The following is a 14325-nucleotide window of genomic DNA, read 5'->3' on the forward strand; positions in this document are numbered from 1 at the left end:
TAAGCGGCGAAAATATTCCGTAAGGACTCTGACGCTTAGCATTCATACGTCGATGCTTTAATGACTTCGCTTTCCTGTACCCCACTGCCGCGTAGCCTCCCCCATCTGAACGGCGTAAGCGATGTGATGCGTATCTGAATCTCTCTGCGCCCGGGCGCCGCGGTCATCCCCACCAATACGAATCCAAACAGGAGCCTGATATGCAATGGCGTCAGATAGCACTTGGTTCGCTCACAGCAGCAGCATTCGCATCGACAGTAGCGTGGAGCGCCTCCGACGAACATGACAAAAACCGGCCGGACGAAGTTCATACGGCTACTCCCATCAAGCATCTGGTCGTGATCTACGGCGAGAACATTTCGTTCGATCACTACTTCGCGACCTATCCGCATGCGACCAATCCGTCTGGTGAGCCTGCATTCAACGCGCTGCCCGGCACGCCTCAAGTGAACGGTCTCTCCGACGCCCTGCTCACGAACAACCCGAACTTCACGAATACGGCCAATGGAACAGGCGCGGCCAATCCGTTCCGTCTCGACCGCACGCAGGCGTCCACTGCCGACCAGAACCACGCCTATACGGCCGAGCAGCAAGCGTACGACAAGGGCGCTGCCGATCTCTTTCCGAAGTTCACGGGTAAAGGTTCGAGCGGCGGTGCCGGCGCATTCGGCACGAATGGCCAGGTGATGGGCTATTTCGACGGCAATACGGTCACGGCTCTGTGGAACTACGCGCAACGCTTCGCGATGAGCGACAACGCCTATACGTCGACCTACGGGCCGTCGACGCCGGGCGCGCTCGAAGTGGTGTCGGGACAGACCAACGGCATGAAGGTTGTGCTGACGACGAAGCAGCCTTCCGCCTCAGGCTCGTACTACGTGAACGACGGGCAAGGCGGGTTCACGATGATCAATGACGTCGACCCTGGCTACGACGTCTGTTCGAGCACGACCGATACGGCACTGATGACCGGCAAGAACATCGGCGACCTGCTGAACGCGCGCAACATCACGTGGGGTGGCTTCATGGGCGGCTTCAACCTCGCGACGGTCAACAGCAACGGCACGACGGGATGCAAGCGCAGCACGCTGTCGACCGTCGTCGGCTCCGCGACGGCTGACTATATTCCCCACCACAACTGGTTCCAGTACTACGCGTCGACGGCCAATCCGAAACACTTGCGCCCGAGTTCCGTCCAGGCGATCGGCCACAGCATGCAGAACGATAGCCACAGCGCGGACCCCGCCAATCACCAGTACGATACCGACGATTTCTTTAACGCGGTGAACGCCGGCAATTTCCCGGCGGTGAGCTTCGTCAAGGCCCCGGCCTTCCAGGATGGCCACGCCGGCTATTCCGATCCGCTCGACGAGCAGGCTTTCGTGACGAAGGTCGTCAACTTCCTGCAGCAGCAAAAGGACTGGAAAGATACGGCCGTCATCGTGGCATGGGATGACTCCGACGGCTGGTACGACCACGCTTATGCGATGCCGACGAGTGCATCTTACGATTCCGTCGCCGACCAGCTGAATGGCGCCGGAATCTGCGGCACGGGCTCGGCGGAAGATGGCGTGAATGGCAAACCCGTGAACGGGCGCTGTGGTCCGGGCACGCGCATTCCGTTTGTCGTGATCTCGCCGTGGGCCAAGGAGAACTTCGTCGACCATACGCAGATCGATCAGTCGTCGGTTGTGCGCTTCATCGAAGACAACTGGCTCGATGGACAGCGTATCGGCGGCGGATCGTTCGATGCGAAGGCGGGCAGCATCATGGGCATGTTCGACTTCAACCGCCGCGGCGAAGGCCGCTATCAGCGCAAGCTCTTCCTCGATCCGACGACGGGCGTGCAAGTCGAGCGGCCGCCGAAGATCTGATGCCGTTGCACGGCTGAGCGTCAACGCATTCAATGAGTGCGCCCTTCCCCGCTGCGAATGCAGCGGGCGGGCGCACGCTTCGCTTCAATCGAATGCTTTTTGACGTCAGGCCGTCACCGCATAACGCTCGGCCATCTGCTCGAGCGGAACCGGCTTGATCCGCGGCGCCTGCCCCGCGCAGCCAAACGCTTCGAAGCGCGCGGCGCACATGCCGCGCGCGGCTTTTCTGGCAGCCGCGAATGCCTTGCGCGGATCGAATTCCGACGGCTGCTCCGCGAACACCTGCCGCATCGCCCCTGTCATCGCGAGGCGGATGTCGGTGTCGATGTTGACCTTGCGCACGCCGCTGCGAATCCCGCGCTGAATCTCCTCGACGGGCACGCCGTACGTCTCCTTGATCTCGCCGCCGAACTTGCGGATGATCTCCAGCCATTCCTGCGGCACCGAAGACGATCCGTGCATCACCAGATGCGTGTCCGGAATCTGCGCGTGAATCTGCGCGATGCGGTCGATTGCGAGAATGTCGCCGCTCGGCTTGCGGGTGAACTTGTATGCGCCGTGCGACGTGCCGATCGCGATCGCCAACGCATCGACACCCGTGCGCTCGACGAAATCGCGCGCCTGTTCGGGGTCCGTCAGCAGCATGTCGTGTGACAGCTTGCCCTGCGCACCGACGCCATCCTCCTCGCCCGCGTCGCCCGTCTCGAGCGAACCGAGACAGCCCAGCTCGCCTTCGACGGACACGCCGACGGCATGCGCCATCTCGCACACGGTACGCGTGACGCGCACGTTGTACTCGTAGCTCGACGGCGTTTTCATGTCCTCTTCCAGCGAGCCGTCCATCATCACACTCGAAAAACCCGAACGGATCGACATCTGGCACACGGACGGACTGCCGCCATGATCCTGATGCAGCACGACGGGGATGTCGGGATGCGATTCCGTCGCGGCGAGCACCATGTGACGCAGATAAGGCTCGCCCGCATACTTCCGCGCGCCGGCGGAGGCTTGCAGGATCACGGGGCTTTGGGTGTCCTCGGCGGCCTCCATGATCGCCTGAATCTGTTCGAGGTTGTTGACGTTGAAAGCCGGCACGCCGTAGCCGTGCTCGGCGGCATGGTCAAGCAGTTGGCGCAGCGAGATGAGTGCCATGTCAAGTCTCCTGATGATGACGCGATTGCTTGCGAGTCGCTCACGCGCGAAAGCGTGTTCGACGACGAATCGTTCGGCAGCGGCGCATTCATTGCGCAGCCTTCATCCACGCGACCGTGGTGTCCAGCATGCGGTTGCTGAAGCCCCACTCGTTGTCGTACCAGCTCAGCACCTTGACGAGCGTGCCGCCTGACACGCGCGTCTGCGTCGCGTCGAAGATCGACGAACGCGCGTCGTGATTGAAATCGACGGAGACCAGCGGTGCGTCGTTGTAGCCGACGATGCCCTTCAGCTCGCCTTGCGCGGCCTCCTTGACGATCGCGTTGACTTCGTCGACGTTCGTCGGACGCATCGACGTGAAGGTCAGATCTACCACCGACACGTTGATCGTCGGCACGCGAATCGCGAAGCCGTCGAGCCGCCCGTTCAGTTCGGGAATCACCAGACCGACAGCGGCGGCCGCGCCCGTCTTCGTCGGAATCATCGACTGCGTGGCGGCACGCGCGCGGCGCAGGTCCGTGTGGTACACATCCGTCAACACCTGATCGTTCGTGTACGAATGGATCGTCGTCATCAAGCCGTGCTCGATTCCGATCGCCGCATGCAACGGCTTGACGAGGGGCGCGAGGCAATTGGTCGTGCACGAAGCGTTCGAGATGACCGTGAACGACTGCCTCAGCAGTCCGTCGTTGACGCCGTAGACGATCGTCGCGTCGACATCCTTGCCGCCCGGCGCGGAAATCGTCACCTTGCGCGCGCCCGCTGCAAGATGAGCGGAAGCCTTTTCCTTGCTCGTGAAGAGACCCGTGCATTCGAGCACGACGTCGACATCGAGCGTGCGCCACGGCAACTCCGCCGGATTGCGCACGGACAGCGCCTTGATACGGTCGCCGTTCACGACCAATGCATCTTCTTCCACGTCGACCGTGCCGACAAACGGACCATGCACGGTGTCGAAGCGCGTCAGATGCGCGTTGATCCGCGCATCGCCGAGATCGTTGATCGCGACAATGCGGATTTCGTCCGTCCGCTTCGATTCGTACAGCGCACGCAGGATGTTGCGGCCGATGCGGCCATAACCGTTGATCGCCACGTTGATGGGCATGTCATCTCCTTTCGTGAGTCCATGTCGAATCGCTCAGTGCGGCGACACGACGTGATCGGCCATCTCGTCGATGGTCGCGAATACGCGGTCCGGTCGCGCATTTGCAATCGGTTCTCCGTGGTTGTAGCCGTAGGGCACGGCCCATGCCGCGACACCGGCGCGGCGCGCGGACTGCACGTCGGTACGCGAATCGCCGAGATGCGCCGCCGCACGCACGGGCACCTTCAGATGATCGAGGCAATAGCGGATCGGCAGCGGATGAGGCTTCTTGTACGGCAGGCTGTCGCCGCCGAGCACCACGTCGAAATACGGGGCAAGCTCGGCTTGCTGCAACAGCCGCTGCGCGAAGCGGTAGTCCTTGTTCGTGACGACGGCCATGTGCATATCGGCGGACCGCAGCCGCGCGAGCGCATCGCGCACGCGCGGATACGGCTGCGCAGTGGTGCCGGCGATCGTGTCGTAGTGCGCGTCGAACACGGGCATGATCTCGTCCAACGCGATATCCGCTTCGACGCCGAGCCCTATCAGCACCTTCTGCATCAACACGCGCGTGCCGTTGCCGATGTGACCGATGACGGTATCGAGCGTGACAGACGGATAGCCGTATCCGTCGAGTACACGGTTGACGGCCATCGCAAGCTCCGGCGCCGTGTCGATCAGCGTTCCGTCGAGGTCGAACGTGACGAGCCGCGTTTTCATCGCACGCATGCCTCGACGACGCGTTCGACCGTCACGCCGAAGTGCGCATACAACTCGCCCGCCGGCGCCGATTCGCCGAACGACGCAAGGCCGATCACGCGCCCATCGGGTCCGACGTATTTGTGCCAGAAGTCGCTGTGCGCGGCTTCGACCGCGACACGGCGCACGTCCGGCGGCAACACTTGCGCGCGATACGAGGCATCCTGCCGGTCGAACACGGATGTCGACGGCATCGACACGACGCGCGCGCGCACGCCCTGTTCGTCGAGCTGGCGTTGTGCTGCAAGCGCGAGCGCGACTTCCGATCCCGTCGCGACGATCACCACGTCGGGCGAGCCGCCCGCTGCTTCGCTCAGCACGTAGCCGCCTCTGCGCACGAGCGCGATCTGTGTGTCGTCGCGCGTCGCTTGCGGCAGGTTCTGACGCGACGCGACGAGCGACGTCGGGCCGTTCGCGCGCTCGATCGCCATCTGCCACGCGATCGCGGTCTCGACGGTATCGCATGGACGCCATACGTCGAGGCCAGGAATCAGACGCAAACTCGCGAGATGCTCGATCGGCTGATGCGTCGGACCGTCTTCACCAAGGCCGATCGAATCGTGCGTCAGCACATGAATGACACGCTGCTTCATCAACGCGCTCATCCGTATCGCGTTGCGTGCGTAGTCGGAGAACACGAGGAACGTGCCGCCGTATGGAATGAAGCCGCCGTGCAGCGTCATCCCGTTCATGATCGCCATCATCCCGAACTCGCGCACGCCGTATGACAGGTAGTTCGCGTGCGGATCGATCGCCTGCCCCGGCACGAATCTCCGCGACGCCTTGACGGCCGTCAGGTTCGAGCCCGTCAGATCCGCAGAGCCGCCGAACAGCTCGGGCAGTTCGGGCACCAGCACGTCGAGCGCGATCTGCGACGACTTGCGCGTCGCGGTCGGCCCAGTGACACCGCGCGCGACCTCGACAAGCTGCTGCGCGATGCGCGGCCAGTCCGCTGACAGTTCGCCGCGCATCCTGCGCTCGAACTCCGCAGCCGCGTCCGGATATTCGACGCGATACGCTTCGAGCAGCGCGCTCCACTCGCGCACGCGTGCCGCGCCGCGCTCGCGCTGGCTCCAGTTCGCGCGAACGTCGTCGGGGATTTCGAACGGCGGATGATCCCAGTCGAGCGCGCGCCGTGTCGCTTCGATTTCATCCGCGCCGAGCGGCGCGCCGTGCACGTCGTGCGTATCCGCCTTGTTCGGCGAGCCCCAGCCGATCGTCGTGCGGCACACGATCAGGCTCGGCCGCGCGCCGTTCGCTTTCGCATTGTCGTGCGCGTTACGTATCGCCGCATCGACGGCGAGCGCGTCGTGGCCGTCTATCGGTCCGATCACGTTCCAGCCGTATGCGCGAAAGCGCGCCGCCGTATCGTCGGTAAACCAGTTGCTCACGTGACCGTCGATGGAGATGCCGTTGTCGTCATAGAAGCAGATCAGCTTGCCGAGCCCGAGCGTGCCCGCGAGCGAACCGGCCTCGTGGCTGACCCCTTCCATCAGGCAGCCATCGCCGAGAAACACATACGTGTGGTGATCGACGATGGGAAACCCCGGCCGGTTGAAACGCGCGGCGAGCAGCTTCTCCGCGAACGCCATGCCGACGCCGTTCGCGAGTCCCTGCCCGAGCGGGCCCGTCGTCGTCTCGACACCGGGCGTGACGCCGACTTCAGGATGCCCGGGCGTTTTCGCGTGCAGTTGCCGGAAGCGCTTCAGCTCGTCGAGCGGCAGATCGTAGCCCGTCAAATGCAGCGCCGCGTAAAGCAGCATCGAGCCATGACCGTTCGACAACACGAAGCGGTCGCGATCGGGCCACGACGGATCGGCGGGACTGTGCCGCAGATGATCGCGCCACAGCACTTCGGCGATGTCGGCCATGCCCATCGGCATGCCCGGATGGCCCGATTTCGCGGCCTCCACGGCATCGATCGCGAGAAAGCGAAGCGCGTTCGCGAGACGGCGCCGGCTCTGCGGCGCCGCCGTCTCCAGACTCGTGTGAGCGATTTGATTCATTGCGGAAGTCCTCCTTCATGACATCGGCACGCGCCTTCACATCGTTGCCTGCTCGCGGTTGCCCATCAGGCGCAGGATCATCGGCGTGAAGATCAGCTGGATCGCGAGACCCATCTTGCCGCCCGGACACACGATCGTGTTGGGACGCGACATGTACGAGTCGTGCAGCATCGACAGCAGATACGGAAAGTCGATACCTTTAGGATTGGCGAAACGGATCACGAGCATGCTTTCGTCGAGCGATGGAATGTCGCGCGACGTGAACGGATTTGATGTGTCGACGACGGGCACGCGCTGGAAATTCACATGCGTGCGCGAGAACTGCGGGCAGATGTAGCTCACATAGTCAGGCATCCGGCGCAGGATCGTATCGACGACAGCCTCTTGCGAATAACCGCGCATGTTCTTGTCGCGATGCAGCTTCTGAATCCATTCGAGGTTGATGATCGGCACCACGCCGACGAGCAGGTCCGCATGCTGCGCGACGTTGACGCGATTCGTGACGACCGCGCCATGCAGTCCTTCGTAGAACAGCAGGTCGGTGTCTTCCGCGACGTCGGCCCACGCGGTGAACGTGCCAGGCGGCTGGCCGTGCTCGGCGCCTTCGGCTTCGTCGTGCAGATACTTGCGGCACTTGCCCGTGCCCGTCGAGCCGTAAGTGGAGAACAACTGCTCGAGTTCTTCGAACAGATTGCCCTCCGGCCCGAAATGGCTGAAGTGCTGATCGCCCGTTTCTTCGGCTTCTTTCAGCTTCTGCCGCATCTGCTGACGATCGAACGCATGGAACGAATCGCCTTCGATGATCGCCGCCTTGACCTTCTCGCGCCGGAAGATGTGCTGAAACGAACGCGTAATCGTCGTCGTGCCCGCACCCGACGAACCCGTTATCGCGACGATCGGATGTTTAGTCGACATGTCTCTTCCTCGTGTTCGTTGTCGTGGAGGTCAACGCGTCACTGCGTTGCGCGGAACAGCGAGCGCGTGTTGAACAGCGGCGACTCGAAGCGCTCGTCGGTGCCGCTGTCGAACTCGACGTGATAACGCTCGAGCCGCTCGACTTCTCGCCGCGAGCCGAGGATCACGGGCACGCGCTGATGCAGCGCCTCAGGCATCACGTCGAGAATGCGTCCGCGTCCCGTCGATGCGCGCCCGCCCGCCTGCTCGACGATCATCGCCATCGGGTTGGCTTCGTAGAGCAGCCGCAAGCGCCCGGGCTTCGCCGGGTCCTTGTAGTCCTTCGGGTACATGAACACGCCGCCGCGCATCAGGATGCGGTGCACCTCCGCGACGAGCGACGCAATCCAGCGCATGTTGAAGTCCTTCTGCCGGGGACCGGCCTGGCCCTTCACGCACTCGTCGATGTAGCGCTGCACGGGCGGCTCCCAGAAACGTCTGTTCGACGCGTTGATCGCGAACTCTTGCGTGTCCTCGCCGATGTGCAGATCGGGATGGGTCAGGATGTATGCGCCGATCTGCGGATCGAGCGTGAAGCCGTGCACGCCGCGGCCGAGCGTCAGCACGATCATGTCGGCGGGACCGAACAGCGCATAACCCGCGCAGACCTGCTTGCTGCCCGGCTGCAAGAAATCCTCGACACGCGGATCGGTGATGCCCGGCGGCGCTTCGAGCACCGAGAAGATCGTGCCGACGGTCAGATTGACGTCGATATTCGACGAGCCGTCGAGCGGGTCGAACAGCAACAGATAGCGTCCGCGCGGATACTCGGCGGGAATCTCATACGCGTGCTCCAGTTCCTCGGAGACCATCCCCGCGAGCTGCCCGCCCCACTCGCAGCACGACAGCATGATCTCGTTCGAAATCACGTCGAGCTTCTGCTGTGTCTCGCCCTGCACGTTCTTCGCGCCGGCAGCGCCGATCGCGCCGTCGAGCGCGCCGCGCGCGACACGCGTGCCGATGTACTTGCACGCGGTCTGGATGTCGTTGATGAGCGCCGTCAGCTGCTCGTCCTGCGCCGGATGGCGGCGGTGCTCTTCGATGATGAACTTCGAGAGCGTCGTTCGGCCGTGCTGCATGTCTGCCTCCTTCTACGGTGTGTTGCGGAACACGCGGCTTGCGCGAATATCGGCGTCGACGATCGTCTCGAGCGCGTCGCGCGTCACGGTTCCCGTCGACGAGAACACGCGGTTGGCCTGACGCAGCCGAGCGCGATCGAGTGCGTTGCGAATCGAGCGCGCATTCGCGAAGTTCGGTTGGCTCTTGCGCCGCCCGATGTATTGGCGCAGCGCGAGCTTCGCGTCGGCGTCGAGCCTGTAGTGCATGTCGCGCAGCATCAGCTCCGCGATCTCGAACAGCTCCTCGTCCGTATAGTCGGGAAAGTCGATGTGATGCGCGATGCGCGACGTCATGCCCGGATTGCTCCTGAAGAAGGTGTCCATCCGGTCCTTGTAGCCCGCGAGAATCACGACCAGATCGTCGCGCTGGTTCTCCATGATCTGCAGCAGGATCTCGATCGCTTCCTGGCCGTAATCGCGCTCGTTCTCCGGGCGATACAGGTAATACGCCTCGTCGATGAAGAGCACGCCGCCCATCGCCCGCTTGATCACCTCCTTCGTCTTCGGCGCCGTGTGGCCGATGTACTGGCCGACGAGATCGTCGCGCGTGACGGCCACGACGTGCCCCTTGCGCACATAGCCGAGGCGATGAAGGATTTCCGCCATGCGCATCGCCACCGTGGTCTTGCCGGTGCCGGGATTGCCCGTGAAGCACATATGCAGCGACGGCGCAGCGGTCGCCATGCCCAGCTCCTTGCGCGCGCGCTCGACGACGAGGAACGCGGCAATCTCGCCGATGCGCGTCTTGACAGGCGCAAGCCCGACCAGCTCGCGGTCGAGCCGTTCCAGCACATCGTGGATTTGCGCGTCGCGTACTATCGCTTGCAGGTCGATGGCGTTTTCGGTGCTCATGGCGTCGAGTCTCGTCAACGGGTTGAACCATATGCGGCGATCATGTCGCGCCGCGCGCTACTCGTAGCGCTCGCCCTCCCGCCGGTCGTCCGCATAGGGACGCAGCCGGTAGCGGATCGTGCGCGCCTCGCCTTCGTCGCGCACGAGGCAGAAGCCAGGCTCGTCGTCCGGGCGGGCCACGATGAACGACAGCCGCATCGTCTCGAAGCCGGGCGTCGAATCGAATGCATTGACCTTCACGTAGTGTCGCGGCTTCGCCTTGCGGCACGCATCGACTTCGAGCATCACGCCCGCCGCGTCCCTGAGGTCGAACATCGGCAGACCCCACATGTCCCAGAACGAATTGCGCGGATGCGGATCGTCGGTGAATTCGACGGAGCACGCCCATCCCTGGCGCAGCGCGTATTCGATCTGTCCGCGAATCTCGTCGTCGGTCAAATCGGGCAAGAAAGAAAACGTTCCCTGAGTGAGTCGCATGTCGTTCTCCGTCTTTATGATGTCGTTGCGGTCGGCACGAAGTCGGGCGTATCGGTCGACGTGTAGTTGAAGGTCACGTCGCGCCACGTGTCGAGCGCCTGCTTGAGCGGCGTGCACCAGCGCGCAGCGGCTTCGAGAATCTGTGGTCCTTCGTTCGCGATGTCGTGCCCTTCGTTGCGTGCCTTCGTCATCGCTTCGAGCGCGACGCGGTTCGCGGTCGCGCCGGCCTGGATGCCCATCGGATGGCCGATCGTGCCGCCGCCGAACTGCAGCACGACGTCGTCGCCGAACAGCGCAAGCAGCTGATGCATCTGGCCCGCATGGATGCCGCCCGACGCGACGGGCATCACCTTCTTCAGCGCGGCCCAGTCCTGCTCGAAGAACAGGCCGCGCTGCAGATCGACTTCGTTGCGCGATTCGCGGCACACGTTGTAGAAGCCCTGCACCGTGTGCGGATCGCCTTCGAGCTTGCCGACGGCCGTGCCCGCGTGCGCGTGATCGACACCCGCGAGACGCAGCCACTTCGCGATCACGCGAAACGACACGCCATGATTCTTCTGCCGCGTATAGGTGCTGTGGCCGGCACGATGCATGTGCAGGATCATGTCGTTCTTGCGCGCCCAGTTCGACATCGACTGGATCGCGGTCCAGCCGATGACGAGATCGACCATCACGATGCACGAGCCGAGTTCCTTTGCGAATTCGGCGCGCTCGTACATGTCCTCCATCGTCGCGGCGGTGACGTTCAGGTAGTGCCCCTTGATTTCGCCACTCGACGCTTCCGCGCGCTTGACCGCTTCCATGCAGAACAAAAAGCGGTCTCGCCAGTGCATGAAAGGCTGCGAATTGATGTTCTCGTCGTCCTTCGAAAAGTCGAGGCCGCCTTTTAGCGCTTCATACACGACGCGTCCATAGTTCTTTCCGGACAGACCGAGCTTCGGCTTCATCGTCGCGCCGAGCAGCGCGCGGCCGAATTTGTCGAGGCGTTCGCGCTCGACGACAATGCCCGTCGGCGGCCCCTTGAACGTCTTCACATACGCGACGGGAATGCGCATGTCCTCGAGGCGCAGCGCCTTCAGCGGCTTGAAGCCGAACACGTTGCCGATCACCGACGCAGTCAGGTTCGCGATCGACCCTTCCTCGAACAGGTCGAGCTCGTAGGCGATGTAGGCGAAGTACTGCTGCTCGGTCGGCGTGCCCGGGCCGGTGTTCGGCACGGGATCGACGAGGTACGCCTTCGCGCGATACTTCTCGCAGGCCGTGAGCCGGTCGGTCCAGACCACCGTCCATGTCGCCGTCGACGATTCGCCCGCCACGGCCGCCGCCGCCTCGTCGGGCTCCACGCCCGGCTGCGGCGTGATGCGGAACAGTGCGATGACGTCCGTATCCTTCGGTTGATAATCCGGCTGCCAGTACCCCATCTGCCTGTACTTGAGCACACCCGCCGCATAACGCTGCCTGGCATCGGTGATCACGCTGCTTTCCACGGGAATGGTCATCGTCTCGCTCCTCGTTGGCTGACCTCATGGAAAACAAGGTTATGCGGCCAGGGAATCGTTAGGAATTCATTTCTTCTTTGGTCTCGATTAAGCGTTGCTTAGTGAAGGGCATCGATGCTTCGGCAGGTTCGTGTATTCGTGGCCGTCGCGCGGCGCCTGAAACTTCGCGCGAGCCGCCGGGACGTCGAGTCGGCAGCCCGCCATGCGGGGGGGCAACCCCGATATACGCATGTTCGAGCGCCTTTGCGAACGGATGTCACATCGAAAGGCGGCCGTACTGAATTCCGCCATATCGGTCAAAGCCACAACAATTAGGGACTAAATTTTCTTTATCGACGATTTATCACTAAGCTTTCCTTTAGATCATGTCGAATGCATGATGCCCCTGCGCATCTTTTGTGTGAGTGGGTTTGATTGGCTTGTGTGAATGTCCATCGGATTCGTTTTAATGTCTTAGCACATGCGAGCCGCCTGCTTCCTCTCCTTATCGATAAAGACGGATCATGCTGAATGCCAGTCGATTTCGAACAGCTCGCTAAAACGTCAGTGAAAAAACTGGCGAAATATAAATTCCATCGGGACCATGCGATCCAGGCCAGAGAGATCCTTCGAACGATCGAAAAGCTGCACGGGAAGATCAGCCCCGCTCTGGTCAGGCAAACCGACAGCTATGCACACGACGTCTTCGGCGACGCGATCTACGCGCCGTGGTTGCGCGTCTATGCCGCCGTGAACGGCTCATTCAAGGAAGGCTGGATACCGGACAATTATTATGGAGCGGTCGTCGTACCGCGCACGAAAGGCTGGTACGGAAAGATTTCGACGTTGAAATCGGCATCACAGCTGATATTCCGCGACAAGGCATTTCCCGACCTGGGATATTTCGCCAATGGCTTTTTCTATACGATGGAAAACGCGGTCATAGCCGATCAGGATCTTCGCAATATGCTTTTTAGCGAAACAGACAAGATCGCTTTTAAACTGGATCAATCGGGCCAAGGGAAAGGCGTATATGTCATCGATAGCCAGTCGTTCGACCCGCAATCCATCCGGTCAGGCGGAAATGGCGTATTTCAGGCATTCATCAGGCAACACGAGCTATTCGACCTTTTCACGCGCGGTCCCGTCGCGACGCTGCGGCTGACGACGGTCGTCGAGCCGGCAGGCGGGATCTCGCTTCGCGCGTGCTTCCTGCGTCTGGGCCGAGCCGGCGAAACGCACGTACAGACGGGCAGCGAGGTCAACGTACCCATCAATGCGCTGACGGGAGAACTGGACCCGCGCGGCTTTATGAGCGACTGGACGGATGTACGGGCGCATCCGGACACGAAAATAGAATTCGACGGCGTCAGGATTCCGGCATTCTCCGAATGCGTCGCGAAGGTGCTGGCGCTTCACGCGAAAGTGCCTTTCGTCTGCTGCATCGGATGGGACGTGACCGTCGACGCCGATGAAAACGTGAAAGTACTCGAATGGAACGCCGAACATAACGACATCAAATTCGGCGAAGCGACTCAAGGTCCGTGTTTCTCGGACCTTGGATGGGAGCACCTGCAATTCCCTCATTGACGCGGTCGAAGCGGTTGGCGGCTGCATGCGCTGCCGGCGTCCATCGCTGTCGACGGAACGGACGAAGCGGGTGACGAACGGAATCCAGAATCAGGCCAAGGACATGTCCCTATGCAGGCCGTGGCGGGATATGAGAAAGTCGAGTTGAATCAGAGCCGATTCGATCTAAAGCTACTTTCGCATCGAGCGGTGCCGACACACCGCCATCCCAGGGAGCACGGCAATGAAGATCCAGTATTTACTTGTGGCGGCTGCTATCGCCATGACGGGCTGCCCGGTATTTGCCCAGCAACAGCCATCTGTGGAGATCAAGCAGGGACCCGACAAGAGCACCGTGACAGGAACGACAACGGTAGTCGCCACGGTTGTCTCCATCGATCCCGCTACGCGGACTGTCATGCTCAAGGACAAGAACGGCCGCGTCGAAAAACTCGCGGCGAGCGAGCAAGTGCGCAACTTCGATCAGCTGAAGGTCGGCGATGTAGTCACCACCGAATACCAGGAGGCGAGGTCGCTGAGCCTGAAAAAAACAAGCGGCCCGCGCTCTTCCAGCGAACGGCAGACCTTGCAGCCGGCCGCGTCCGGGACCAAACCGGGCGGCATAATCAGTCGCGAGACTACGGTAGTGGGCGATGTCGTTGCCGTGGATGCAACGCGCAATCACGTCACGATTAGAGGGCCGAAGGGCCCAATGGACGTGCTCGTGGACCCCGAGCAACTGAAGAACATTCGTGTGGGTGATCAGGTTGAGGTCGTGCACACCGAAGCGGTTGCGATATCCGTCACGCCCGGAGCGAGCAAGTAGCCGAGGGCAGCGCCAGATGTCGCGTTTCGCGCCATTCTGTAGCGGTCTTCGGACTGATATGACTTCACGTGTCAATGGGATCGGTTTTCAGGTTGTCGTGTAGACGTCATGTGAATTTCCTGAGAGCGACGTAGCAGTAAATCTCGACGGTGGATCACACTGATATTCGCGGGTTG

12 protein-coding genes are annotated in these 14325 nt (G+C 62.0%); 3 read left to right on the forward strand and 9 right to left on the reverse strand.

Going from position 1 to position 14325, the window contains the following annotated elements:
- Positions 1-200 precede the first annotated feature (200 nt).
- Complete coding sequence (locus VSR68_RS32255) at positions 201-1874, forward strand: phospholipase C (protein WP_428983636.1); 1674 nt, start codon at positions 201-203, stop codon at positions 1872-1874.
- A gap of 105 nt (positions 1875-1979) precedes the next feature.
- Here the strand turns inward: VSR68_RS32255 and fba are convergent, their stop codons facing one another.
- The 9 genes from fba to VSR68_RS32300 form a co-directional block, all read right to left on the reverse strand.
- Positions 1980-3026 (reverse strand): class II fructose-bisphosphate aldolase, encoded by a 1047-nt coding sequence (fba, locus tag VSR68_RS32260; protein WP_342943664.1) that lies wholly within the window; start codon positions 3024-3026, stop codon positions 1980-1982.
- A gap of 88 nt (positions 3027-3114) precedes the next feature.
- Positions 3115-4131 (reverse strand): type I glyceraldehyde-3-phosphate dehydrogenase, encoded by a 1017-nt coding sequence (gene gap / locus VSR68_RS32265; RefSeq protein ID WP_342943665.1) that lies wholly within the window; start codon positions 4129-4131, stop codon positions 3115-3117.
- A gap of 33 nt (positions 4132-4164) precedes the next feature.
- Complete coding sequence (gene gph / locus VSR68_RS32270) at positions 4165-4830, reverse strand: phosphoglycolate phosphatase (protein ID WP_342943666.1); 666 nt, start codon at positions 4828-4830, stop codon at positions 4165-4167.
- A complete protein-coding gene (gene tkt, locus VSR68_RS32275) occupies positions 4827-6875 on the reverse strand; it encodes a transketolase (RefSeq protein WP_342943667.1) in 2049 nt (682 codons plus the stop codon). The genes gph and tkt overlap by 4 nt, the downstream gene beginning before the upstream one ends.
- Before the next feature lie 36 nt (positions 6876-6911).
- On the reverse strand, positions 6912-7790 hold the full coding sequence (locus VSR68_RS32280; protein ID WP_342943668.1) for a phosphoribulokinase: 879 nt from the start codon (positions 7788-7790) through the stop codon (positions 6912-6914).
- Between the two features lie 38 nt (positions 7791-7828).
- The gene (locus VSR68_RS32285; protein ID WP_342943669.1) at positions 7829-8908 is read right to left on the reverse strand and encodes a class 1 fructose-bisphosphatase; all 1080 of its coding nucleotides are present in this window, start codon (positions 8906-8908) and stop codon (positions 7829-7831) included.
- A 12-nt stretch (positions 8909-8920) separates the two neighbouring features.
- A complete protein-coding gene (gene cbbX, locus VSR68_RS32290) occupies positions 8921-9799 on the reverse strand; it encodes a CbbX protein (protein WP_342943670.1) in 879 nt (292 codons plus the stop codon).
- A 57-nt stretch (positions 9800-9856) separates the two neighbouring features.
- Positions 9857-10276, reverse strand: coding sequence for a ribulose bisphosphate carboxylase small subunit (locus tag VSR68_RS32295; RefSeq protein WP_342943671.1), 420 nt, complete (start codon positions 10274-10276; stop codon positions 9857-9859).
- A gap of 14 nt (positions 10277-10290) precedes the next feature.
- Positions 10291-11775 (reverse strand): form I ribulose bisphosphate carboxylase large subunit, encoded by a 1485-nt coding sequence (locus tag VSR68_RS32300; RefSeq protein WP_342943672.1) that lies wholly within the window; start codon positions 11773-11775, stop codon positions 10291-10293.
- Positions 11776-12285: 510 nt separating this feature from the next.
- Here VSR68_RS32300 and VSR68_RS32305 point away from each other — a divergent pair.
- Together VSR68_RS32305 and VSR68_RS32310 are read left to right on the forward strand one after the other, a co-directional pair.
- A complete protein-coding gene (locus VSR68_RS32305; RefSeq protein WP_342943673.1) occupies positions 12286-13344 on the forward strand; it encodes a sugar-transfer associated ATP-grasp domain-containing protein in 1059 nt (352 codons plus the stop codon).
- Positions 13345-13567: 223 nt separating this feature from the next.
- Positions 13568-14149: a hypothetical protein gene (locus VSR68_RS32310; RefSeq protein ID WP_342943674.1), complete on the forward strand. Its 582-nt coding sequence runs from the start codon at positions 13568-13570 to the stop codon at positions 14147-14149.
- Positions 14150-14325: the final 176 nt, after the last annotated feature.

The organism is Paraburkholderia phymatum, assembly GCF_038900715.1.
Classification (GTDB): Bacteria; Pseudomonadota; Gammaproteobacteria; order Burkholderiales; family Burkholderiaceae; genus Paraburkholderia; species Paraburkholderia phymatum_A.

Excerpts from the sequence above, each read along its gene's own strand:
- VSR68_RS32280 (WP_342943668.1), bottom strand. The coding sequence starts at position 7,790 with ATGTCGACTAAACATCCGATCGTCGCGATAACGGGTTCGTCGGGTGCG.
- tkt (WP_342943667.1), bottom strand. The coding sequence starts at position 6,875 with ATGAATCAAATCGCTCACACGAGTCTGGAGACGGCGGCGCCGCAGAGC.
- cbbX (WP_342943670.1), bottom strand. The coding sequence starts at position 9,799 with ATGAGCACCGAAAACGCCATCGACCTGCAAGCGATAGTACGCGACGCG.
- VSR68_RS32310 (WP_342943674.1), top strand. The coding sequence starts at position 13,568 with ATGAAGATCCAGTATTTACTTGTGGCGGCTGCTATCGCCATGACGGGC.
- VSR68_RS32305 (WP_342943673.1), top strand. The coding sequence starts at position 12,286 with ATGCCAGTCGATTTCGAACAGCTCGCTAAAACGTCAGTGAAAAAACTG.
- VSR68_RS32255 (WP_428983636.1), top strand. The coding sequence starts at position 201 with ATGCAATGGCGTCAGATAGCACTTGGTTCGCTCACAGCAGCAGCATTC.
- gap (WP_342943665.1), bottom strand. The coding sequence starts at position 4,131 with ATGCCCATCAACGTGGCGATCAACGGTTATGGCCGCATCGGCCGCAAC.
- VSR68_RS32300 (WP_342943672.1), bottom strand. The coding sequence starts at position 11,775 with ATGACCATTCCCGTGGAAAGCAGCGTGATCACCGATGCCAGGCAGCGT.
- fba (WP_342943664.1), bottom strand. The coding sequence starts at position 3,026 with ATGGCACTCATCTCGCTGCGCCAACTGCTTGACCATGCCGCCGAGCAC.
- VSR68_RS32285 (WP_342943669.1), bottom strand. The coding sequence starts at position 8,908 with ATGCAGCACGGCCGAACGACGCTCTCGAAGTTCATCATCGAAGAGCAC.
- gph (WP_342943666.1), bottom strand. The coding sequence starts at position 4,830 with ATGAAAACGCGGCTCGTCACGTTCGACCTCGACGGAACGCTGATCGAC.
- VSR68_RS32295 (WP_342943671.1), bottom strand. The coding sequence starts at position 10,276 with ATGCGACTCACTCAGGGAACGTTTTCTTTCTTGCCCGATTTGACCGAC.